Origin of the sequence: Pseudactinotalea sp. HY160 (genome assembly GCF_009372055.1) — a bacterium.
Classification (GTDB): domain Bacteria; phylum Actinomycetota; class Actinomycetes; order Actinomycetales; family Beutenbergiaceae; genus HY158.
The window spans coordinates 352,939-374,535 of the sequence record NZ_WHMT01000001.1 but is presented as its reverse complement, the minus strand read 5'-3'; the positions used below and the strand labels follow the sequence as shown (position 1 = coordinate 374,535).

At 71.6% G+C, this 21,597-nt stretch carries 21 protein-coding genes and 1 pseudogene; 15 read left to right on the top strand and 7 right to left on the bottom strand.

Annotated elements, in window-relative coordinates:
* Window positions 1-11 precede the first annotated feature (11 nt).
* Complete coding sequence (gene ychF / locus GCG21_RS01655; protein ID WP_370517198.1) at window positions 12-1,088, bottom strand: redox-regulated ATPase YchF; 1,077 nt, start codon at window positions 1,086-1,088, stop codon at window positions 12-14.
* Between the two features lie 350 nt (window positions 1,089-1,438).
* On the opposite strand from ychF, the gene rmuC reads away from it, so the two are divergent.
* The 6 genes and pseudogenes from rmuC to GCG21_RS01625 all read left to right on the top strand — a co-directional run.
* The gene (gene rmuC / locus GCG21_RS01650) at window positions 1,439-2,818 is read left to right on the top strand and encodes a DNA recombination protein RmuC (protein WP_194164881.1); all 1,380 of its coding nucleotides are present in this window, start codon (window positions 1,439-1,441) and stop codon (window positions 2,816-2,818) included.
* A 107-nt stretch (window positions 2,819-2,925) separates the two neighbouring features.
* Window positions 2,926-4,275 (top strand): exodeoxyribonuclease VII large subunit, encoded by a 1,350-nt coding sequence (gene xseA, locus GCG21_RS01645; protein ID WP_152817518.1) that lies wholly within the window; start codon window positions 2,926-2,928, stop codon window positions 4,273-4,275.
* Entirely contained in the window at window positions 4,272-4,541 is a 270-nt protein-coding gene (locus GCG21_RS01640; RefSeq protein ID WP_152817517.1) for an exodeoxyribonuclease VII small subunit, read from the top strand. Before xseA ends, GCG21_RS01640 begins: the two co-directional genes overlap by 4 nt.
* Window positions 4,538-5,461 carry a carbohydrate kinase gene (locus GCG21_RS01635; protein WP_152817516.1) on the top strand — a complete coding sequence of 308 codons (924 nt, stop codon included), beginning with the start codon at window positions 4,538-4,540 and terminating at the stop codon, window positions 5,459-5,461. The genes GCG21_RS01640 and GCG21_RS01635 overlap by 4 nt, the downstream gene beginning before the upstream one ends.
* A gap of 52 nt (window positions 5,462-5,513) precedes the next feature.
* On the top strand, window positions 5,514-6,200 hold the full coding sequence (locus GCG21_RS01630; protein WP_152817515.1) for a carbonic anhydrase: 687 nt from the start codon (window positions 5,514-5,516) through the stop codon (window positions 6,198-6,200).
* 84 nt (window positions 6,201-6,284) lie between these two features.
* Window positions 6,285-7,622, top strand: a pseudogene (locus GCG21_RS01625) (NAD(P)/FAD-dependent oxidoreductase); the annotation flags it as partial.
* A gap of 19 nt (window positions 7,623-7,641) precedes the next feature.
* Here GCG21_RS01625 and GCG21_RS01620 read toward each other — a convergent pair.
* Window positions 7,642-8,499, bottom strand: a complete 858-nt coding sequence (locus GCG21_RS01620; protein WP_152817513.1) for a hemolysin III family protein — start codon at window positions 8,497-8,499, stop codon at window positions 7,642-7,644.
* A 209-nt stretch (window positions 8,500-8,708) separates the two neighbouring features.
* Here GCG21_RS01620 and GCG21_RS01615 point away from each other — a divergent pair, with 209 nt between their 5' ends.
* Both GCG21_RS01615 and GCG21_RS01610 read left to right on the top strand, forming a co-directional pair.
* Complete coding sequence (locus GCG21_RS01615) at window positions 8,709-9,470, top strand: isoprenyl transferase (RefSeq protein ID WP_305071547.1); 762 nt, start codon at window positions 8,709-8,711, stop codon at window positions 9,468-9,470.
* Window positions 9,471-9,545: 75 nt separating this feature from the next.
* Window positions 9,546-10,892 carry a PhoH family protein gene (locus GCG21_RS01610; protein WP_152817512.1) on the top strand — a complete coding sequence of 449 codons (1,347 nt, stop codon included), beginning with the start codon at window positions 9,546-9,548 and terminating at the stop codon, window positions 10,890-10,892.
* 13 nt (window positions 10,893-10,905) lie between these two features.
* On the opposite strand, the gene GCG21_RS01605 is transcribed toward GCG21_RS01610, so the two are convergent.
* Both GCG21_RS01605 and mca read right to left on the bottom strand, forming a co-directional pair.
* Complete coding sequence (locus tag GCG21_RS01605) at window positions 10,906-11,181, bottom strand: hypothetical protein (RefSeq protein ID WP_152817511.1); 276 nt, start codon at window positions 11,179-11,181, stop codon at window positions 10,906-10,908.
* Window positions 11,178-12,059 (bottom strand): mycothiol conjugate amidase Mca, encoded by an 882-nt coding sequence (gene mca, locus GCG21_RS01600; RefSeq protein WP_370517197.1) that lies wholly within the window; start codon window positions 12,057-12,059, stop codon window positions 11,178-11,180. Before mca ends, GCG21_RS01605 begins: the two co-directional genes overlap by 4 nt.
* A 100-nt stretch (window positions 12,060-12,159) precedes the next feature.
* Here mca and GCG21_RS01595 point away from each other — a divergent pair, with 100 nt between their 5' ends.
* The gene (locus tag GCG21_RS01595; protein WP_194164880.1) at window positions 12,160-12,567 is read left to right on the top strand and encodes a DUF4307 domain-containing protein; all 408 of its coding nucleotides are present in this window, start codon (window positions 12,160-12,162) and stop codon (window positions 12,565-12,567) included.
* A gap of 258 nt (window positions 12,568-12,825) precedes the next feature.
* Window positions 12,826-13,311 carry a transcription elongation factor GreA gene (gene greA, locus GCG21_RS01590; protein ID WP_152817508.1) on the top strand — a complete coding sequence of 162 codons (486 nt, stop codon included), beginning with the start codon at window positions 12,826-12,828 and terminating at the stop codon, window positions 13,309-13,311.
* Window positions 13,312-13,428: 117 nt separating this feature from the next.
* Here the strand turns inward: greA and GCG21_RS01585 are convergent, their stop codons facing one another.
* Window positions 13,429-14,709, bottom strand: a complete 1,281-nt coding sequence (locus GCG21_RS01585; RefSeq protein WP_152817507.1) for an AI-2E family transporter — start codon at window positions 14,707-14,709, stop codon at window positions 13,429-13,431.
* Window positions 14,710-14,836: 127 nt separating this feature from the next.
* On the opposite strand from GCG21_RS01585, the gene msrA reads away from it, so the two are divergent.
* The gene (msrA, locus tag GCG21_RS01580; protein ID WP_152817506.1) at window positions 14,837-15,541 is read left to right on the top strand and encodes a peptide-methionine (S)-S-oxide reductase MsrA; all 705 of its coding nucleotides are present in this window, start codon (window positions 14,837-14,839) and stop codon (window positions 15,539-15,541) included.
* A 30-nt stretch (window positions 15,542-15,571) separates the two neighbouring features.
* Here msrA and GCG21_RS01575 read toward each other — a convergent pair whose 3' ends face one another.
* Both GCG21_RS01575 and GCG21_RS01570 read right to left on the bottom strand, forming a co-directional pair.
* Window positions 15,572-15,985 (bottom strand): FKBP-type peptidyl-prolyl cis-trans isomerase, encoded by a 414-nt coding sequence (locus tag GCG21_RS01575; protein WP_152817505.1) that lies wholly within the window; start codon window positions 15,983-15,985, stop codon window positions 15,572-15,574.
* Between the two features lie 166 nt (window positions 15,986-16,151).
* The gene (locus GCG21_RS01570) at window positions 16,152-17,024 is read right to left on the bottom strand and encodes a Bax inhibitor-1/YccA family protein (protein WP_227992872.1); all 873 of its coding nucleotides are present in this window, start codon (window positions 17,022-17,024) and stop codon (window positions 16,152-16,154) included.
* A 207-nt stretch (window positions 17,025-17,231) separates the two neighbouring features.
* On the opposite strand from GCG21_RS01570, the gene GCG21_RS01565 reads away from it, so the two are divergent.
* Genes GCG21_RS01565 through GCG21_RS01550 form a run of 4 tightly spaced genes read left to right on the top strand, consistent with a single transcriptional unit; the run spans window position 17,232 to window position 21,592 of the window.
* The gene (locus GCG21_RS01565; protein WP_152817504.1) at window positions 17,232-18,200 is read left to right on the top strand and encodes an ABC transporter ATP-binding protein; all 969 of its coding nucleotides are present in this window, start codon (window positions 17,232-17,234) and stop codon (window positions 18,198-18,200) included.
* The gene (locus GCG21_RS01560; protein WP_152817503.1) at window positions 18,197-19,066 is read left to right on the top strand and encodes an ABC transporter permease subunit; all 870 of its coding nucleotides are present in this window, start codon (window positions 18,197-18,199) and stop codon (window positions 19,064-19,066) included. The genes GCG21_RS01565 and GCG21_RS01560 overlap by 4 nt, the downstream gene beginning before the upstream one ends.
* Window positions 19,009-20,949, top strand: coding sequence for a sensor histidine kinase (locus tag GCG21_RS01555; protein WP_227993010.1), 1,941 nt, complete (start codon window positions 19,009-19,011; stop codon window positions 20,947-20,949). The genes GCG21_RS01560 and GCG21_RS01555 overlap by 58 nt, the downstream gene beginning before the upstream one ends.
* Window positions 20,924-21,592, top strand: a complete 669-nt coding sequence (locus tag GCG21_RS01550; RefSeq protein WP_152817501.1) for a response regulator transcription factor — start codon at window positions 20,924-20,926, stop codon at window positions 21,590-21,592. Before GCG21_RS01555 ends, GCG21_RS01550 begins: the two co-directional genes overlap by 26 nt.
* The last annotated feature ends 5 nt before the right edge of the window (window positions 21,593-21,597 follow it).

The window sequence follows — 21,597 nt, the reverse complement described above, 5'->3', positions numbered from 1 at the left end:
CGAGCTGCTGCTCACACGTTAAAGCGAAACTCGACCACGTCCCCGTCCACCATCACGTACTCCTTGCCCTCCATGCGCACCTGCCCGCGCGCCTTCGCCTCGGCCATCGACCCGGCCGCCATGAGGTCGTCGAAGGAGACGATCTCGGCCTTGATGAAACCACGCTCGAAGTCGGTGTGAATCACCCCGGCGGCCTGCGGCGCCTTCCACCCCTTGCCGATCGTCCAGGCACGGGCCTCCTTCGGCCCGGCGGTGAGATAGGTCTGCAGTCCGAGGGTGTCGAATCCGACGTGCGCGAGCTGACTCAGCCCGGACTCGGTCTGTCCCGACTCGGCGAGCATCTCGACCGCCTCCTCCTCTGACAGCTCCACGAGTTCCGCCTCGAACTTCGCGTCGAGGAAGATCGCGTCGGCCGGGGCGACCATGGCCCGCAGCCGGCCCTGCATCTCCGCGTCGGCGAGCCCGTCGTCGTCGGTGTTGAACACGTAGATCATCGGCTTGGCGGTCATGAGCCCGAACGAGCGCACGGCCTCCTCGTCCAGTCCCGGCACCGAGCTGATCGGCGTGCCGGCCTCGAGCGCTCCCTGGATCTCGCGGGCCGTCTCGAGCACGCCCGGCTCGACCTTCTTGCCGCGGACCTCCTTCTCGAGCCGCGGAATCGCCTTCTCGATCGTCTGCAGATCGGCGAGCGCGAGCTCGGTCAGGATCGTGTCGATGTCGGACTTCGGATCCACCTCGCCGTCGACGTGCACGACGTCCGGATCCGAGAACGCCCGGGTCACGAGGCAGATCGCGTCGGCCTCGCGGATATTGGCGAGGAACTGATTCCCGAGCCCCTCCCCCTCGGAGGCGCCGCGCACGATCCCGGCGATGTCCACGAAGCTCACCGTCGCCGGGAGGACCTTCTCGCTTCCGAACACCGTCGCCAGCTCCGCGAGCCGCTCGTCCGGCAGCGGAACGACGCCCACGTTCGGCTCGATCGTCGCGAACGGGTAGTTCGCGGCGAGCACCGTGGCCCGCGTGAGTGCGTTGAACAGGGTCGACTTGCCCACGTTGGGAAGTCCTGCGATACCGATAGTCAGAGCCACGGGAGGAGAGTCTATCGGCTCGCCCCGGCCCGTCCGCGTATGGACGACGCAGCTCGCCTCCCGTCACGACCGCGCCGGTCCTCGTGGTGGTCCACGGCACACCGCACACCGGACGACATCCGGCGGTGATCGCACGACCGGCCGAGCAGTGCGGCGCGTGCCCGCCGTCGGTGACACGGCCGGGATGTCCCGGCCGGCCGCGCCCGATCACCCGGCCGGCAGATCCGCTCGTCCACAGGCGCTCGTCCGCGGCGCGCCCCCGCCCAGGCGATCCGCCGTCGCACCTCTGCCCGGCTCCGGCTCCCCGTGCCTCCCCGCCGATGTCGGCACCCGGTGCTTGGCTGGTGACCATGGATGCGATGCACGTGATCATGTTGCTCATCGGGGTCACCCTCGGCGCGGCGCTCGGCTGGCTGCTCGCCCGCGCCCGTGGTGGTGGCCGGGCGGCCCGGCTGACCGCGGAGAACACCGCGCTGCTCGATCGCCTCGGCGCCGCGGACCGCCACCATGAGGCTCGGCTGGCGGAATTGAGCTACCAGTACGAGCAACGTCTGGACGACGCCCGGCGGCAGGCAGCGACCCAGGTGGCCGACGAGCGGGCCCGGGCCGCGGCGCGGCTCGACGAACTCCGGGACGACCAGCACCGGCTCAGCAGTGAGTTCGCGGCGCTGTCGGCGAAGGCGCTGGCGTCGAACAGCGAGTCCTTCCTCGCTCAGGCGGAGGAGCGATTCAAGCGTGCGGGGCAGGCGAGCGAGGCCGAACTGGCGAAGCGGGAGCGGGCGGTGCAGGCGCTCGTCGAGCCCCTGTCCAAGGCGCTCGGGGAGGTGAAGTCCGAGATGACCACGGCCGAGCGCGCCCGGTCGCAGGCCCACGGGGCCCTGGCGGAGCAGGTCAAGGCGATGCAGGCGTCCTCGGAGAAGCTGCGCGAGGAGACCTCCGACCTCGTCACCGCGCTGCGTGCCCCGCAGGTCCGGGGTCGCTGGGGCGAGATGCAGCTGCGCCGAGTGGTCGAGGCCGCGGGCATGCTCAACCACGTCGACTTCTCCGAGCAGCCCACGTATGCGGCGGATGCGAGCCACGACGGCGCCGTGCGCCCCGACCTCGTGGTGCACCTGCCCGGCGAGAAGCAGGTGGTCATCGACTCGAAGGTCGCGTTCAGCGGCTTCCTCGAGGCGATGGAGGCCTCCGACGAGGGCGTGCGCACGAAGCGGCTCGCCGCCCATGCCCGGCACATGCGCACCCACATCGACTCCCTCGCGGGCAAGGCCTACTGGGAGCGGCTCGAGGTCACCCCCGAGTTCGTGGTCATGTTCGTGCCGGCGGAGACGTTCCTCAACGCCGCCCTCGACACGGACCCGGCCCTCCTCGAGTACGCGTTCGAGAACAACGTCGTCATGGCCACCCCGGCGACGCTCGTGGCTCTGCTCCGCACGATCGCGTTTACATGGCGCCAGGATCGCCTCGCGGCCGACGCCCAGCAGATCTTCACGGTCGGGCGAGAGTTGCACAAGCGCCTCGGGGTCATGGGCTCACACCTGCGCGACCTCGGCAATCGCCTCAACTCCTCGGTCGAGGCCTTCAATCGGCTCAACTCCTCGATCGACAGCCGGCTCGTGCCGCAATTGCGCCGATTCTCCGAGCTCCAGGGACTCGAGCCGAACCTCGACGTACCCGATCAGCTCGGGGTCCTCGCCGTGACCGCCTACAAGGAGGACGTCCACACCCCGTGATCCCGCGTGCCCGGGACCGCACCCGCAGCCACCACGGCGATCGAGATCGCGGGGCCGGATCGCGGCGATGTCGCGGGGATGTCCCCGGGATGCGGCAGGCTAGTGCCATGTCCGACCCCCAGCCCCCGACGCCCCGGGAGCGGCCCGCCACGGCCGCGAGCACGAGCGCGGAGTCTCCGTGGCCCGTGCGCCTGCTCAGCCTCAAGATGTCCGAGTACATCTCCCGGATGAGTCCCGTGTGGGTCGAGGGCCAGGTCGTCCAGCTCAACGCCCGCAACGCCTCCTCGCTCGCCTTCCTCACGTTGCGCGACACCGACGTGGACATGTCACTGTCGGTCACGATCCCCAAGCGCACGCTGCTCGCCATGCCGGCGCCCCCGGGCGAGGGCGACCACGTCGTCGTCCATGCCAAGCCCGAACTGTGGGCGAAGCGCGGCTCGCTCTCCCTCGCGGCCCGGTCGATCCGTGCCGTCGGGCTCGGCGAGCTGCTCGCTCGCATCGAACAGCTGCGATCGGTCCTCGCCGCCGAGGGCCTCTTCGCCGCCGAGCGCAAGCGGCCGCTGCCGTTCCTGCCCGCACGGGTCGGGCTCGTATGCGGCCGGGCCGCGAAGGCCCAGGACGACGTGCTGGTCAACGCGCGGGCCCGCTGGCCCGAGGTGCTCTTCGAGATCCGGGAGGTCGCGGTCCAGGGCGGCAACTGCGTGCCGCAGGTGGTGGCGGCGATCGCCGAGCTCGACGCCGACCCCCGGGTCGACGTCATCATCGTCACGCGCGGCGGAGGATCCGTGGAGGACCTCCTGCCCTTCTCCAATGAGACCCTCGTGCGGGCCGCGGCCGCCGCCCACACCCCGATCGTCTCGGCGATCGGGCACGAGACGGACGCGCCCCTGCTCGACCTGGTGGCCGACGTGCGGGCCTCCACCCCGACGGCCGCGGCGAAACGGGTCGTGCCCGACGTCGCCGGGGAACGCGCCCACATCGCCGCGGCCCGGACCCGGATGTCCGCGCTCGTGCGGGCGCGGATCGAGCGCGAACAATCGCTCCTCACCTCGCTGCGGAGCCGGCCGGTGCTCACGACGCCGACCGTCGTCGTGGACCGCCACGCCGACGCGGTCGCCGACCTGCGCCGGCGACTGCGCGGGCGGCTCGAGCACCGGCTGGAGTCCGCCTCCCACCAGCTCGACGGCACCGTGGCCACGCTCCGGGCCCTGTCGCCCCAGTCCACGCTCGCCCGCGGATACGCGGTGCTGCACACTCACGCGGGCGAGGTCATCCGCGACCCGGCGCAGGTCGCGACCGGCGCGAGCGTCCATGCCCGGCTCGCCCGCGGACGTCTCGATCTCATCGTCGACGGCGCCGCGCCGGCCCGCCCCTCGGCGGCGCCCGAGCCGACCCCGCCACGGCGACCGGTCGCCGTCCACACGCCCCGACCCACGAGCGAAACGGAAGAGGAATGACCGAGCCCGAGACGAACCTGAGCTACGAAGAGGCCCGCGACGCCCTCATCGAGGTCGTGTCCAGGCTGGAGAGCGGCTCGCCCACCCTCGAGGAATCGCTCAGCCTGTGGGAGCGGGGTGAAGCGCTCGCCGATCTCTGCCAAAGTTGGCTCGAGGACGCCCGTGGCCGCCTCGCAGCCGCCGCCGGCCCGCTCGAGGCCGCCGAGTCCGGAGCAGACACATCGGCCGCCGATCCCTCGGCCGCAGAGAAGGAAGAACAGTCATGAAATACGCGCTGATCATCGGCGAGGCGCTCGTCGACGTGGTCGAACGCCCCGGGCAGACCCCGCAGGAGCACCCCGGCGGCTCGCCCGCGAACGTGGCCTACGGGCTCGCCCGGCTCGGCCGAGAGGTGGAGTTGGCCACGTGGATCGGCCAGGATCCCCGGGGGGCGGTCATCCGCACCCACCTGACCGTCGCCGGGGTGCGCCTCGTGCACGGCCACAACGGGGCGCTGCGCACCCCCACGTCGATCGCCCGCATCGGAGCGGACGGCTCGGCCCAATACGAATTCGACATCGAGTTCCAGGTGCCCGAGGTCCACCTCGACTCCGACGTCGCCGTGGTCCACACCGGCTCGATCGCGGCCACGACCGTGCCCGGGGCCGACGCGATCGCCGAGATCGTCGTGGCCGCACGGGAGTACTCCACCATCACGTACGACCCGAACTCCCGACCGACCCTCATGGGCACTCCCGAGCAGGCGAGGGCGCGCATCGAGCCGCTCGTCGCCGCCGCCGACGTGGTCAAGGTCTCGGACGAGGACGTGCGCTGGCTCTACCCCGACACCGTGGAGGAGGACGTCGTGCGCCGCTGGGCACGTGAGGGTCGCGCCCTCGTCGTCCTCACCCGCGGCGGTGCCGGCGCGTTCGCGGCGACCTCCGCCGGCATCGAGGTGGAGGTCCCGGCCCCGACGGTCGACGTGGTCGACACGGTCGGCGCCGGCGACTCCTTCATGAGCGCCCTGATCGATGCGCTCTGGCGGGAGGACCTCCTCGGCGCCGCCAACCGTGAGCGCCTGCACTCGATCTCGGGCGCTACCCTCGAAGCGGCGATGGCCTGGTGCGTCTCCGCCGCGGCCATCACGGTCTCGCGGGCCGGGGCGAACCCACCCACCCGCGCCGAACTCACTGGAAACCCCGCCTGAGCCGGTCGTATCCGGCCGTACTCACGCACCGATACCGGAAGAAGACCTCCACATGAGCGATTCCACCACGACCACCTCCCCGCAGACCCCCGCGCAGGCCTGGGCCGCGCTCGTCGAGGGGAACCGGCGCTTCGTCGCCGGCGAGATGCGCCATCCCGGCCAGAACATGGCCCGGCGCAACGAGGTCTCGAAGGCTCAGCACCCGTTCGCGGTGCTGCTCGGCTGCTCGGACTCGCGCGTGGCATCGGAGCTCATCTTCGATCAGGGCCTGGGCGACCTGTTCGTGGTCCGCAACGCCGGGCACGTGCTCGACACGACCGTCATCGGCTCGGTCGAGTTCGGCGTGGACCTGCTCGACACGCCGCTCGTCGTGGTGCTCGGACACGAGAACTGCGGCGCCGTCGGCGCGGCCCGGGAGGCACTCCTGTCCGGGAACACCCCGAACGGGATGGTGCGGGCCATCGTCGACCGGGTCACGCCCTCGATCGTGACCCGGGCCCCGAGCCACGCGGTCGGCGGGACGGAGGCGCCCTCCCCCGCCGACGGTTTCGAGCTCGTTCTTCCCGATCCCGCCGAGATGGTCCGCGAGCACGTCCGCGAGACCGTGCACATGCTCGGTGCCTACTCCCAGATCCTGGCCCGGGCCGTCGAGTCCGGCACGTGCGCGATCGTGGGGGCGAAGTACTCGCTCTCCGAAGGCAGGGTGGAGCTGGTCGAGGCGCTCGGCGACATCGGCTGAGTTCGGCCGGCGCCGGCGGGCGACGTCCACGGTCCGAGACGGAATCGCCCGACCCGTGAGCGCCACGCCGAGGCGGGCGCCCGGGCCGCGGCCCGGGAGCACAATGGCCGCATGGCGACCCCTCGATCCGTTCCTCCCCTACCGCCCGCGCGGAGCGCGATCGTCATCGGAGCCGGGATCGTCGGGCTCTCCACCGCGTTGCACCTGCGCCGACTCGGCCTCGAGGTGACCGTGCTCGAGGCCGACGGCGTCGCGGCTGGCTCGTCATGGGGAAACGCGGGCTGGCTCACGCCCGATATCGCCACCCCGCTGCCGGAGCCGTCGGTCCTCGCCGGCGGCGTCCGCGCCCTGGTCTCCCCGTCCGCGCCGCTGTACGTGCCGCTGCGGGCCGATCCGCGACTCGTCCGATTCCTCACCGGCTTCCTGCGCCACTGCACGCCGTCCCGCTGGCGCCGCGGGATGGCGGCGCTCATGCCGGTGAACGAGCAGGCCCTCGACGCCTACGCCGAGCTCGCGAGTCTCGGCGTGGCCGAGCCGACCCGGGCGGGCGATCCGTTCATCGCCGCGTTCGCGCGCGCCGGTCAGGAGCGCGACCTGCTCGCCGAGTTCGCCCAGATCCGTTCGATGGGCCTGGCCGTGGAGGCGGAGACCATCTCCGGCCGGGCGGCCCGGGAGTTGGCACCGGCCCTCTCGCAGAGGATCGCCACCGCCGTGATCCTCCACGGCACCCGGTTCCTCCACCCCCCGAACTACCTGGCGGCGCTCGGCGAGGCGTGTGTGCGCGCGGGAGTCGAGGTGCGCACGGGGGCAACGGTCTCGGCCCTCGACGGCGGCACCCCGACCAGGGGCGTCGACGTGCGCTGGCACCCGACACCGGCAGGCGGCCGGCGCCGGGCCCGCGCAGGCGAGAGCCACCGCGCGGATCTCGCCGTCGTCGCCGCCGGGGTGCATTCGGGAGCCCTGCTGCGCCCGCACGGGGTGCGCCGCCTCGTCCAGGCGGGCCGCGGCTACTCCTTCACCGTGCCGGTCGACCCGATGCCGACGATGCCGCTGTACTTCCACGCCGCACGGGTCGCCTGCACGCCCCTGGGAGACCGGTACCGGATCGCCGGGATGATGGAGTTCCGCCGCCCGGGCGATCCGCTCGATCCGCGCCGGATCGACGCGATCGTCTCCGCGACCGAGCCGTTGCTCGCCGGCGCGGACTTCACCGACCGGCGGCACGAATGGGTCGGCTCGCGGCCGTGCACGACCGACGGGCTGCCCCTCGTCGGGCCGACGCGCTCCCCCCGCGTCATCGCCGCCACGGGGCACGGCATGTGGGGCATGACCCAGGGGCCGATCACGGGTGCGCTCATCGCCGACTACGTCCGCACCCGCCGCCTGCCCGACCTGCTGCGTCCGTTCGATCCCCTCCGCTGACCCGGTCTTGCCGGCCCGCTCACCCGAGGACGACGAGGGCGATCGCGATCGCGTGGCAGCCGTAGCCGATCACCGTGCCGGAGTGGAAGATCTCGTGGAACCCGAACCAGCGCGGGCTCGGATCGGGCCGCTTGAGCCCGTACACGAGCGCCCCGGCGGTGTAGCCGAGGCCGCCGGCCATGACGAGCCACGCCACGGCGGCCCCGCCGCTGCTCCAGAACGAGGGGATGAATCCGACCGCCACCCAGCCGAGCGCCAGATAGATCGGCACGTAGAGCCACCGGGGCGCGCCGAGCCAGAACACCCGCATGGCGATGCCGAGCGCCGCCCCGATCCACACGATGAGCAGGAGGGTCCTGGCGACGCCGCCCGGCAGGAGCAGCACCGCCAGCGGGGTGTAGGTGCCCGCGATGACGAGGAAGATGTTCGCGTGGTCGAGGCGGCGCAGGATCGCCTGGACGTGCGGTGACCACGTGCCGCGGTGGTAGATGGCGCTCGTGCCGAACAGCAGCACGGTCGCCGACCCGAAGACCGCCGCGGTGAGCCGGGGGGCGCCCGCCGGGGCGAGTGCGACGAGGACGACGGCGAAGGCGAACGCGAGGGGAGCGATGACCGCATGGATCCAGCCACGCAGCTTCGGCTTGCTCTCCGCGGCATCCCTGGTATCCCTGGTATCCCCGATATCCCTGGTATCCCCGGCATCCCCGGTATCCCCGGTATCCCCGGCATCCCCGATATCCCCACGAGCACCGGCGCTCGCACCGCCTGCAGCGCGCGCACCGGCGGCACCGGCAGCACGGACAACACCGGCAGCACCGACAGCACCGACTGGGTGCGTGCCGCCGGGGCGGTCGCGTTCGGGGTGGGCTGGGGTCATGAGGGTGCCTCTCGAGTGGCCGGGCGACGTCCTGGGCCACAGTAACCTACGGGACCGTAACTTACGAGGGCGTAGGTTCATTTTCACACGATCTCCCGGTCCTGCGCGGTACCGTGGATCGTCGGTTGCGCCCGCGGCGCGGCCCGATGCCGGTCCGCGAACGACGCAGCCCGGCGCCCTGCCGTGAGCGAGAAGGGACCCCGAGGCGCGTGCGACGATTCAGCCCTCTCTACCGCCTGTACGAGCGCCGCCTCGCGGCCAAGCTCGAGGGACGCCCACTGCCCCAGCACGTCGGCGTGATCCTCGACGGCAACCGGCGCTGGGCGCGGATGGCCGGGCTCGAGATCGTCCAGGGGCACCAGGCGGGAGCGGACCGGATCGCCGACCTGGTGCGCTGGTGCGAGGAACTGGGCATCAACGTCGTCACGCTGTGGATGCTCTCGACCGACAACCTCGACCGCGACGAGCAGGAGGTGCAGGACCTGCTCGAGATCATCGCCTCGGTCGTGAGCGCGCTCGCCCGCACCCGCCGGTGGCGCCTGCAGATGGTCGGTGAACTCGACCTGCTCCCGCCCGAGACCGCCGAACGGCTGCGCGCTGCGGAGGACCTCACGCGCGACATCGACGGCGTGCACATCAACATCGCCGTCGGCTACGGCGGCCGTCACGAGATCGTCGGGGCCGTGCGCGAGCTCGTGGCCGAGAGCATCGCCGACGGCGCGGGCACCGAGGAGTTGATCGAGGCGATCACCGTGGAGAACGTCGCCCGCCACCTGTACACGAAGGGCCAGCCCGATCCGGACCTGCTCATCCGCACGTCCGGGGAGCAGCGGCTCGGGGGCTTCCTGCTGTGGCAGAGCGCGCACAGCGAGTTCCACTTCGCCGAGGCGTTCTGGCCGGACTTCCGGCGCGTCGACTTCCTCCGGGCACTGCGCTCCTTCTCCGAGCGGGAACGCCGCCTGGGCCAGTAGACCGCGCCGGGGCGAAAGCGCCCGTGGCCCGACCCGGTTCCCGCGTACATTGGCCGTACCGGCTGGGAGGCGACGATGACGGCGATACCCCGCAGCACCTTCGTGCTCGACACCTCGGTCCTGCTCTCGGATCCACGGGCGCTCTTCCGCTTCGCTGAGCATCACGTGGTGGTGCCGGTCGTGGTCGTGACCGAGCTCGAGGGCAAGCGGCACCATCCCGAGCTCGGCTACTTCGCCCGGGCCGCGCTGCGGCACCTGGAGGAGCTGCGGCTGCGGCACGGGCGCCTCGACGAGCCCGTGCCGCTCGCGGGCGGCGCCACGCTCCGGGTCGAACTCAACCACTCCGGCGCCGGCGTGCTGCCCGACGGGCTGCGCCTCGACGACAACGACACCCGCATCCTCGCGGTCGCCGCGAACCTGCGCAGAGGCGGCGCTCACGTCGTGCTCGTGTCCAAGGACCTGCCGATGCGCATCAAGGCCGCCATCGCGGGGATCGACGCCGAGGAGTATCGCGCCGAGCTGGCCGTCGATTCCGGCTGGACGGGCATGATCGCCCTGACCGTGACGGCCGAGCAGCAGGCCCGGCTCTGGGAGGACGGCGGGCTCGACCTGGCGGAGACGCTCGGGGCCGCACGCGATTTCGCCCCCGACGCCGGCGCGGAACTGCCCGACCCGATGCCGTGCCACACCGGGGTCGTGCTCCAGTCCGCGCGGGGAGGCGCGCTCGCGCGGGTGGGCACGGACGGCCGGCTCCGGCTCGTGCGGGGCGACCGGGAGATCTTCGGGCTGCACGGCCGCAGCGCCGAACAGCGGGTCGCCATCGATCTGCTCCTCGACGAGACCATCGGCATCGTCTCCCTCGGCGGGCGGGCGGGCACGGGCAAGTCGGCGCTCGCGCTCACCGCGGGCCTCGAGGCGGTGCTCGAGCACAACCGGCACCGCAGGATCATGGTCTTCCGGCCCCTGTATCCCGTGGGCGGCCAGGAACTCGGCTACCTCCCGGGCGCCGAGGAGGAGAAGATGAACCCGTGGGCGCAGGCGGTCTTCGACACGCTCGGGTCGATCGTCTCCCAGAACGTCGTCGACGAGGTGATCGACCGGGGGATGCTCGAGGTCCTCCCGCTCTCCCACATCCGCGGCCGCTCGCTCCACGACGCGTTCGTGATCGTCGACGAGGCCCAGTCGCTCGAGCGCAACGTGCTGCTCACCGTGCTCTCCCGCATCGGCAAGAACTCACGGGTCGTCCTCACCCACGACGTGGGCCAGCGCGACAACCTGCGCGTGGGCCGCCACGACGGCGTCGCCGTGGTGATCGAGAAGCTCAAGGGTCACCCGCTCTTCGCGCACGTGACCCTCACCCGCTCGGAACGCTCGGAGATCGCGGCGCTCGTGACCGACCTGCTCGAGGACGGCGACCTCTGACCGGGCCTGAGCGCTAGTCCTTCGGCCCGGTCGCCGTCGGGCCCGTCGCGCGCGGCCCGTCACCGCCCGCGGGCGAGCCGTCCGGATCGACCGGTGGGACGTCGTCCCCGCCCTCACCTTCGCGCGCGAGCTCCGCCCGCGCCTCGTCCTCGGCCTTGCGCAGCTGGATCTTGCGCATGTGCCGATTCATGCTGAGCATGAGGAAGACGAAGGCGACCGCGAGCACCATGAAGGCGATGAACGCGCCGATGCCGGGCGAGACCTCGATCGCCGTCTCCGCGCCGGTCATCGGTCGGACTCCGCAGCGCGAAGGCCGGCGAACAGGTCGTCCTCGGGCAGGGTCACGGGCACGGTCGAGTGGGCCAGCTCCCACTCCTCGAACGGCCAGACCTCCCGCTCTATGTCCCGCGGCACGGCGAAGAAGAAGCCCTCGGGGTCGATCTGGGTGGCGTGGGCGCGCAGGGCATCGTCACGCTGGCCGAAGAAGTCGGCGCACGCGACCCGGGTGGTCACCTCCCGGCGAGGCAGCGAATCGCGGCGCTGCAGCCAGTCCTCGAACGGGGAGGAGAGCCCCCGATCGGACAGGGCGTCGTGGATCGCGCGGATCCGTTCCGCCGAGAACCCGTTGTCGTAGTACACCTTGCTCACCTGCCAGGCCTCCCCGGCGTCGGGGAACTCCTCGGGATCGGCGGCGGCCCGCACCGCCGCGACCGAGACCTCGTGGCAGCGGATGTGATCCGGGTGGGGGTAGCCGCCGTGCTCGTTGTAGGTGAGGAGCACCTGCGGGCGGAAGGCGCGGATCTCCGCCACGAGTCGCTCCGTCGCCTCCGCGAGCGGCACGAGCGCGAAGCTCTCCGGCGGCAGGGGCGGCAGCGGGTCGCCCTCGGGCAGCCCGGAGTCCACGAAGCCGAGCCAGCGGTGACTCACCCCGAGGGCCGCGGCGGCGGTGGCCATCTCCTCGCGGCGGATGCGGGTGAGATTCGCCAGCACGTTCCCGTCGTCGGCCAGGCGCGGGTTGAGGATGTCGCCACGCTCGCCGCCGGTGCACGTGACCACCCGGACCGCGATCCCCTCGCGGGCGTAGCGGGCCATCGTGGCCGCCCCCTTGCTCGCTTCGTCGTCAGGGTGGGCGTGTACTGCCATCATGCGCAGTGCCGCTTCAGCCACAGGGCCTCCAGAGAAAAGGTGGGACACTAGGGTACGTCGACATTCGAGCCTCGATCATCCCACTCATTGTTCCATCGACCCCTCCCCGAAGGATCCGCCGGTGCCCACCCCCGCCGACCATTCCGCCCCCGCGCTCCAGGATCGCTACGGAGCCCCCAGGCAGACGCATCGGACCACGGTTCGGATCGCCTGGGCGGCCGGTATCGTCGGCGCGCTCGTCATGGCCTGGATCATGTGGGGTGCGTTCCGGCCGACCGTGCACAATCAGCTCGTGGGCTTCGACGTGTCCGATCCCGCGCTCACGAGCGTGACCTTCAACGTGATCAAGCCCGCCGACCGCAGCGCGCGCTGCACGGTCGAGGCGCTCAACACCGGATTCGCGCAGGTCGGGGTGCTCCAGGTCGAGGTCGGCCCGGCGCAGGAGGACCTCGTGACCCTGCACCGGGAGGTCCGCACGAGCGAGCCGGCCACGACCGCGATCATCAGCTCGTGCGAGCTGATCGACTGATCCCCGCCCCGGGCGACTCCCCCGTCACGTTGCCGGTCGCCCCATCGGCGAGACGAAGCCGGGCACTCCCGCCCGCTGCACACACGCGCGCGGCGCCGGCCACTACGCATCCGCACGGCATCGTTGCTATTCTTGGAATTTACCCCCACCGCCCCGGCGCAGGGGATGCAGCGGCGGCAGCCGGGAGCGGTGAGACGCTCCCGCGTGTCCATGGCTGCACGCGCAGCCGGGAACCAAGCGATAGATGAAGGAGGCGTCATGTCCGAATCCACCACCTGGCTCACCCAGGAGGCCTTCGACCGGCTCAAGGGCGAATACGACCACCTCACGGGCGACGGTCGGACGGAGATCGCCGACAAGATCGAGGCCGCCCGCGAGGAAGGCGACCTCAAGGAGAACGGCGGATACCACGCCGCCCGCGAGGAACAGGGCCGCCAGGAGGCGCGCATCCGGCAGCTGGAGCAGATCCTGCGCCACGCCGAGGTCGGCGAGGCTCCCCCGGACGACGGCATCGTCGAGTCCGGCATGGTCGTGCACGCGACCGTCGGGGGCGAGAAGATGACCTTCCTGCTCGGTTCCCGCGAGGTCGCCGGCGACACGACCGACCTGGACGTCTACTCCGCCTCCTCCCCCCTGGGCAAGGCGATCGTGGGCCGGGCCACCGGCGACACGGTCGTGTACCAGACCCCGACCGGCCGGTCGATGACGGTCGAGATCGGGAAGGTCAAGCCGTTCCGTGAATGACCCTGCTCCGAGCTGAGCACGCCGGCCGCCCGAGACGGCGGCACTGCGGCGCGACGGCCCCCCGGCGATCGCCGGGGGGCTGTCGTCGTTCGGCCGGGCGAACCCGGTGGACCCGGCTCAGGCGCTCCCGCGCGTGACCCGCCATCGCCGGGTCATCTCCGCGACGACCTCCCGCCGCGAGGGCGGCAGCGGATCGCGGCCGTGGAGGTAGTTGAGGGCCGTGTTGACGACGGCGACGATCGGGACCGCGAAGAGCGCGCCGACGATCCCGCCGACGAGGGTGCCCGTGGCGACCGCGAGCAGCACCCCGACCGGGTGAAGGCTCAGGGCCCGGCTCATGAGCATCGGCTGCAGCAGGTTCGACTCGGCCTGCTGCACCCCGAGCACGATCGCGAGCATGACGAGGGCGGTGCCGAATCCCTGGTCGACGAGCGCCACGAGCACGGCGATCGCGCCGGTGAGGATCGCACCGACGATCGGGATGAACGAGCCGAGGAAGACGAGCACCGCGAGCGGCAGGGCGAGCGGTACCCCGAGGATCGCCGCCCCGATCCCGATGCCGAGCGCGTCCACGAAGGCGACCATGATCTGGGTGCGGGTGTACGAGGCGAGGCTGCCCCAGGAACGCAACGCGGCGCCGTCCACACGCTCGCGCGCGTTCCGCGGGAACAGGCCGACGACCCACATCCAGATCCCGCGCCCGTCCTTGAGGAAGAAGAACAGGCAGAACAGCGCGATGAGCGCGCCCGCCGCCACGTGTCCGACCGAGCTCGTGACCGACAGCGCGCCGGAGAGGATCTTGTCGGCGTTGCTGCTCAGCTGACTGCCCAACTGGTCGACCCAGGCGTTGATCTGGTCCTCGTCGAGGCCGAGCGGCCCCTCGCTCAGCCACCGCAGGGCCTCGTGGAAGCCGTCGAAGGCCTTCGCCCCCAGTTGCCCCATGCCGGTGGCGATCGACGCCCCGGCCAGCGTGATCAGGCCGCCGGCGACGGCGAGGGCCGCGACCATCGCCGTGAGCGAGGCGAGGGCCTGGGGGAAGCGGAGCCGGTCGGAGAGGAAGCGCACGACCGGCAGCAGCAGGGCCGCGACCAGCGCCGCGACCATGACGGGCACCACGACGGTCTTGAGCTGGACCGCGAAGTACACCAGCAGCGCCGCGGCCGCGACGATCACGATGAACCGCCACGACCAGGACGCGCTCGCCCGCACGGCCCGAGGCACCGGCCCGGCGGCCCGCGGCGGATCCGGGCGCAGCTCGACGTCGGTGACGAGCGACTCCGGCGGCACCTCCCCCACCGGGTCCTCGGGCTCGGGCTCGATCCGCGTGGTCACTGTCCTGCTCCGGGCCGTGAAATCGTCATCGGCCCGCTGGGGGTTCCCGTCGGGGGGCGAGGTCATAGCGGTGAGTCTATGTGGGTTCGACGCCGATCCGCGCTATGGCGCGGCGGGGCGCGGCGGGCGTGGCGCGGGAAGAAACCCGGGTGCCGTCCTGTTGTGACCGATGACCGACCCACGGAGGAATGCCATGTTCGCCACCCGCGCCACCCGACTCGTCAGTCCTTCGGACGCCCTCCCGGGGCGCGCGGAGGCCGCGTTCCCCGTGCCACGGGCGAATATCGTCCTGGGGACGCCGCTGCTCGGCCCGTGGCCGGAGGGCACGCGGACCGTCGTGCTGGCCATGGGCTGCTTCTGGGGAGCCGAGCGTATCTTCTGGCGCCTGGACGGCGTCGTGGGAACGGCGGTCGGCTATGCGGGCGGGCACACGCCGAACCCGACCTACGAGGAGGTCTGCACCGGCCGCACCGGGCACACCGAGGCGGTGCTCGTCGCCTACGATCCGGCGCGGGTGGGCCTCGAACGGATCCTGCGGGAGTTCTGGGAGAACCACGACCCCACGCAGGGATTCCGGCAGGGCAACGACCGGGGCACGCAGTATCGATCGGCGATCTACTGGAGTGGGGCGGGAGACGAGGAACTCGTGCGCGCGAGCCGCGAGGCGTTCAACGCCGTGGTGCGCGAGCACGGCCACCCCGACATCACCACGGAGTTGCGCCCGGCCGCGGACGCGGGCCCGTTCTATCCGGCCGAGGGGTATCACCAGCAGTACCTGGAGAAGAACCCGAACGGCTACTGCAACCACGGTCCGAACGGCATGACCTGCCCGGTCGGGATCCTGCGCCAGGACGAGCTGCCGGCCCAGCGCGACGTGCGCCCGCCCGCGGGCGCGTAGGGGGTCCGGCGCACCTCGGCGCGCCTCGGCTCAGTGGGAGCCGAGGATGTCGACGACGAACACGAGGGTGTCGTCGCCGCCGATGCCGGCCCGCGGCGCGCCGCCGGGACCGTAGCCGTCGTGCGGCGGGATGCTCAGCAGCAGCCGCGAGCCGATCGCGCGGCCCACGAGGCCGGCGTCCCACCCGTGGATGACGACGCCCATGCCGATCGGGAACTCGATCGAGGAGCCCCGGTCGTAGGAGTTGTCGAAGACCCGCCCGCCCCAGATCTGGCCGAAGTAGTTCACCTCGATGGTCTGGCCCGACTCGACCGTGAGGCCGGAGCCGGCGGTGAGCACCTCGACCACGAGCTCCTCGGGCGGCGCGGCGTCGGGGAAGGTCAGTTCGGGCTTGTCGCCGAAGTCGCCGGTGGCGCTGGGCAGGGTGGGCGTGGACTCGCTCATGGTCATCCTCCGGGTCGGGGCGCTGCTCGAGCACACTCTAGAGGAGAGCGGCCCGGGACATGGGACGGCCGGCGCCGTTCGGGAACGGCGCCGGCCGAAGACGCGCGGGCTGGAGCCCCGCCGTGTCAGCCTGTGTCAGTCTGTGTCGGGAGGAGCCTCGGGCGCGTCAGTTGCGGTTGAGGATAGCGAGCAGCCGCAGGAACTCGAGGTAGAGCCAGACGAGGGTGACGGTCAGGCCGAACGCCGCGGACCAGGCGTACTTGCGGTCGACCCCGTTGCGCACGCCGCGCTCGATCTGGTCGAAGTCCATGATGAGGTTCATCGACGCGAGCACCACGGCGATCGCACCGATGAGCAGCCCCATGAGGCCGCTGCGCAGCCCCCACGGGCCGAACGCGCCGGGGGCGAAGACCATGACGCCGAGGTTGATCATGCAGAAGGCGGCGTAGGCGATGGTGGCGTAGACGGCGATCTTGGCGAATTTGCCGGTGACCTTGACGATCCGGGTCTTGAAGAGCACGAAGCAGACGGCGAACGTGATGAACGTGGCGATGATCGCCTGCATCACGATGCCCTCCCAGTTCGCGGCGTAGACCCGCGAGATGAGACCGAGGAACACCCCCTCCGCCACCGCGTAGCCCATGATGAGCGCCGGCGAGGGCTCCTTCTTGAAGGCGTTGACCAGGCCGAGCACGAGCCCGAGGATGAGGCCACCCCACAGCACGGGCATCGCCATGGACGCCGGCACGAGCTGCCACGAGGCGATCGCCGCGAGCACCACGGTGCCGATCACGAGCGCGGACTTGACGATCACGTCGTCGATGGTCATCCGGCCGGTCTGGCGCGCAGTCGCGGCCGGGCCGTAGAACGACTGCTGGACCTGGCCGAACTGCTGGTCCTGGCCGATGGTGCCGACCTGCTGTTGGGCGTACGGCGACTCCCCGATCGGGTAGTTCGGGGTGGACTTGCCGAAGTTCGCGTTGGACGTGAAATAGGGGTTGGCCATCGAGGTCTCCTCCTGGTCGTGTGCCGGGGCCATCTTATGTCCGAAACCTGGGAAGTCACAGATAATCGAGCGTGTTCGCCGTGGGCACACCGCGCGCGGATCCGATCTCATCCGAACGGATGACTCCCCGTCTCCCCCACCCGAGGGGAGGGCCGCCGGCGGAATCATCCGCCGGACCGGCGCCGGTGTCGTCGGGGGACAATAGTGTGGCGTCATGACATCCAGGAAGGGGCACCACCGATGATCGAAGCCCATGCGCTGACGAAACGCTACGGGGCCAAGCTCGCCGTCGACGACATCTCGTTCACGGTCCGATCCGGTCGGGTGACCGGGTTCCTCGGCCCGAACGGCGCCGGCAAGTCCACCACGATGCGCATGATCGTCGGACTCGACCGGCCCACGGCGGGCAGCGTCACCGTGGCCGGGCAGCCGTATGCGCGGCTGCGCTCCCCGCTGACCGAGGTCGGGGCCCTCCTCGAGGCCAAGGCGATCCACCCCGGCGCCACGGCCCGCAACCACCTGCGCGGGCTCGCCGCCACACACCGGATCCCGCGGCGCCGAGTCGACGAGGTGATCGACATGACCGGCCTGGCCGGCGTCGCCGGCAAGCGCGTGGGCGGATTCTCGCTCGGCATGGGGCAGCGCCTCGGCATCGCGGCGGCGCTGCTCGGCGATCCCCACACCCTCATCCTCGACGAACCGGTCAACGGGCTCGACCCCGAGGGCGTCAAGTGGGTGCGCACGATGGTGCGCTACCTCGCCTCCGAGGGCCGCACCGTGTTCCTCTCCTCCCACCTCATGAGCGAGATGGCGATCACCGCCGACGATCTCATCGTCATCGGCCGCGGGCGCATCCTCACCTCCGGCACGGTCCAGGACGTCATCGCCAGCAGCACCGGATCGAGCGTCGCGGTCGAGACGCCGCAGGCCGGCGACCTCGCCCGACTCCTCCAGTCGGACACCTCGACCGTCACCTCGACCGGCCCCTCCCGCCTGACCGTCAGCGGCCTCGAGGCCGCCCGCATCGGCGAGATCGCCGCCGCCCACGGGGTCGTGCTGCACCAGCTCACCACCCAGTCCGCCTCCCTCGAGGAGGCCTTCATGTCACTCACCGCCGACTCCGTCGAGTACCGCTCCGACGCCCAGGCGGGCGCCGGGTCCCCGACGGGACGGGTGAGCCACAGCGGCACGCAGGAGGCACGCTCATGACCGCCCACACGGCTCAGGCCGCATCCCCCACCCGCCACTCCTCCCCGCTCGCCGGCGTCCGGCTCTCCTTCGTGGGCACGCTGCGTTCGGAATGGATCAAGTTCTTCGCCGTGCGCTCGACCGGCTGGATGCTCGTGGTCACGCTCGTGACCATGGTCGGCTTCTCCGCGATGATGGCGGCCGGAATGCGCATGGCCGCCGGTGCCGGCGCGGGCACGGACGCCTCGGTGCAGATGACGGGCGACCCGGCCATGGCCGGACTCGACGTGGGCATCATGTCGGTCACGTTCTCCTACGGCGTCGCGCAGATCGTCATCGCCGTGCTCGGCGCGCTCGCGATGACCGGTGAGTTCTCCACCGGCCGGATCCGCTCGACGTTCGCAGCGGTCCCCCGACGCGGCCAGGTGCTCCTCGCGAAGATGATCGTCGTCGCTCTGACCGCCTTCGTCACCTCAGTCGTGGCCGTCGCCGCGTGTTTCGGCGTCGTGACGGCGATCCTGGCCCCCGTGGACCTGGCACCCAGCCTCTCCGCGGACGGGGCGCTGCGCTCGCTCGTCGGAGTCCCGCTCTACCTCACCGCGATCACGCTCTTCGCGCTGGCCATCGGCACGCTCCTGCGCAGCACGCCCGGCAGCATCGCCGCGGTCCTGGGGATCATCCTCGTGCTGCCGATCGTCAGCATGATCCCCTTCGACTGGGTTCAGACCGCGGCCCAGTTCCTGCCGGCGGCGGCGGGCGAGCGGCTCTTCACCGGTGACCTCATGGACGCCACGCTCGGGCCGTGGCAAGGATTCGGGGTGCTGTGCGCATGGGTCGTGGTGCTGATGGCGGCCGGGGCGATGACGCTGCGGCGCCGGGACGCCTGATCCACACCGAGAGGGGCCGGCCCGCGGGCACGAACGCCTGGGGCCGGCTCCTCGCCCGGCACCCCGCGCTCGCGGACGTCCTCGTCGTTGCGACGTTCGTCGCCTCGACGCTGCTGAGCACGGCGCTCGGGCCGGTCGAGTCACCGCTCTTCTGGTGCGGGGTGGCCCTGACCGGCGTCCTGCTCGCGGGCCGGTACCGGTGGCCGGCGCCGACCGGCCTCGCGCGCCGATTCGGCGCCGCAGCCGCCCCGCCCGCACTGACCCTCGCCGGGATCCTCACGCTGACGTCGGTCTCCGCCGCCGTGACCGGGCGCACGGACGGCTACGAGGTCGCACTCGGCTTCGCCGTGTTCGCCCTGACCCGCACGAGCACCGCCGCGCGGGCCGATCAGGCCCTCGTTGCGGTCAACCTGCTCACCTCGGGTGCCATCCTCGCCTGGGGTGCGACGCCGGCTCTCGCCGACCACCCGTTCGAACCGGATCTGCGCGTGCTCAGCAGCGCGGCCGTGCTGCTGAGCACCCTGATCGCGGTCGCCGCCGCGACGACCCGGGATCAGGCCGAGACCGTCGCCGCCTTCGTCGAGGCCCATGCCCACCGACGCGGGCCGGTCCGCAGACTCTTCCATCGCCGCCCCCGGATGCTCGATCTCCTGGTGGTGCTGTGCTTCCAGGTCGGCGCCGGCTCGGGTACCCCGCTCATGCCCGACGGGGACCGGCTGTGGTGGCTCATGGCGGCCGTGTCGATCGCGCTCTTCCTCCGTCGCGGCGCCCCGCTCGTGGCCTTCGCGCTCACGATCGTGGCGACCCTCGCCGCCACGGCCATGACCGGCACCACGGCCGGTCTCGAGCTCGCCGTGGCCATCGCGATCTACGCGGTGACGACCACGAGCGCGCCCGTCGTCGCCTGGTCCGCCGTCGCGGCGGCGAACGTGCTCGCCATCGCGGGCCTGTGGGCATGGGGGAACCCGCGCCTCGACGAGATGGTCACCACGGGCGCCGACACCGGCCTCGAGTTCGACATGCGTATCGGCACCGGCATCGGGATGGCGATCGTGACGTTCGCGGCGATCGCCATCGGAACCACGGTGCGCAATCGCCGAGATCACCTGCAGCGACTCCTCGACCGGGCCAATCAGCTCGCCCTCGAACGAGAGCAGCTGGACCAGCTGGCCGTCGTGGCCGAACGCGCCCGGATCGCCCGCGAGATGCACGACGTGGTGGCCCATTCCGTGCAGGTGATGATCGCGCTGTCCGACGGCGCCCGGGCCCTGGTCGCCTCGCAGCCGGATCGGGCCGCTCACGCCCTCGACGAACTCTCCGGGGTGGGGCGCGGCGCCCTGAACGACATGCGTCGGGTGCTCGGGGTACTCCGCCAGGACGGCACGGTGCCCGACCTGGAACCGCAGCCGCAGGAATTGGATCTCGAGCAACTCGTCGGTCGTTTCCGCGCAGCCGGACTACCGGTCGCCTACACGATGGCCGGCGCCTCGTTGCCCACGGACGCCGCCCTGCACCTGACCCTGTACCGGATCGTGCAGGAGGCCCTGACCAATGTCCTGCGCTACGCGCCGCACACCTCCCAGATCAGCGTGACCGTGCGCACCGCGGTCGGACGCGACGGTGTCGAGGTGATCGTGATCAACGCCCCCGACGCCTCCGTGCCGCGCCTCGCCCGAGGCGAGGCCGCGCTGCCGGGGCACGCCGCGTCGTCCTCGATCGGTGCCGGGCTGGGGGCCGGTCGAGGGCTCATCGGGATGCGCGAGCGCGTGGCCGCCTACGGCGGGACCGTGAGCGCGGGCCCGCACCGCGGCGGCTGGCGGGTGCACGCTACGCTCGACCTGGGTTACGAGGAGGAATATGCCGATCACGGTACTGCTGGCTGATGACCAGGCCCTGCTGCGGATGGGCTTTCGGATGGTGCTCGAGGCCGAGGAGGACCTCGTGGTCGTCGGCGAGGCCGCAGACGGCGCGTCCGCGGTCGGCATGGCCGAGGCGCTGCGACCGGATGTCGTGCTCATGGACGTGCGCATGCCCGGCACGAACGGGATCGAGGCCACCGCCCGGATCGCCGCGAGCCGGCCCGCGACCCGGGTACTCATCCTCACGACCTTCGACCTCGACGAGTACGCCTTCGCGGGGCTGCGCGCCGGCGCCAGCGGGTTCCTGCTCAAGGACACCCCTCCCGTGGACCTGGTCAACGCGATCCACACGGTGCATGCGGGCGATGCGGTCGTCTCGGGGCGGATCACCCGGCGTCTGCTCGAGCTGTTCGCGGCCCGGCTCCCGGAGCCGGAGGCCGCTGGAGCAGTCGACGCCGGGTGTGTGGGCGATCTCACCGAACGTGAGCACGAGGTGCTGCTGGCGCTCTCCCGGGGTCGGTCGAATGCCGAGATCGCCGCGGATTTGTACGTCTCCGAGGCGACTGTGAAGACCCATGTGGGTAAAGTGCTCTCGAAACTTGGTTTGCGCGATCGGGTTCAGGCTGTCATTTTTGCCTATGAGAACGGAATCGTGCACCCTGCCTGAACGGA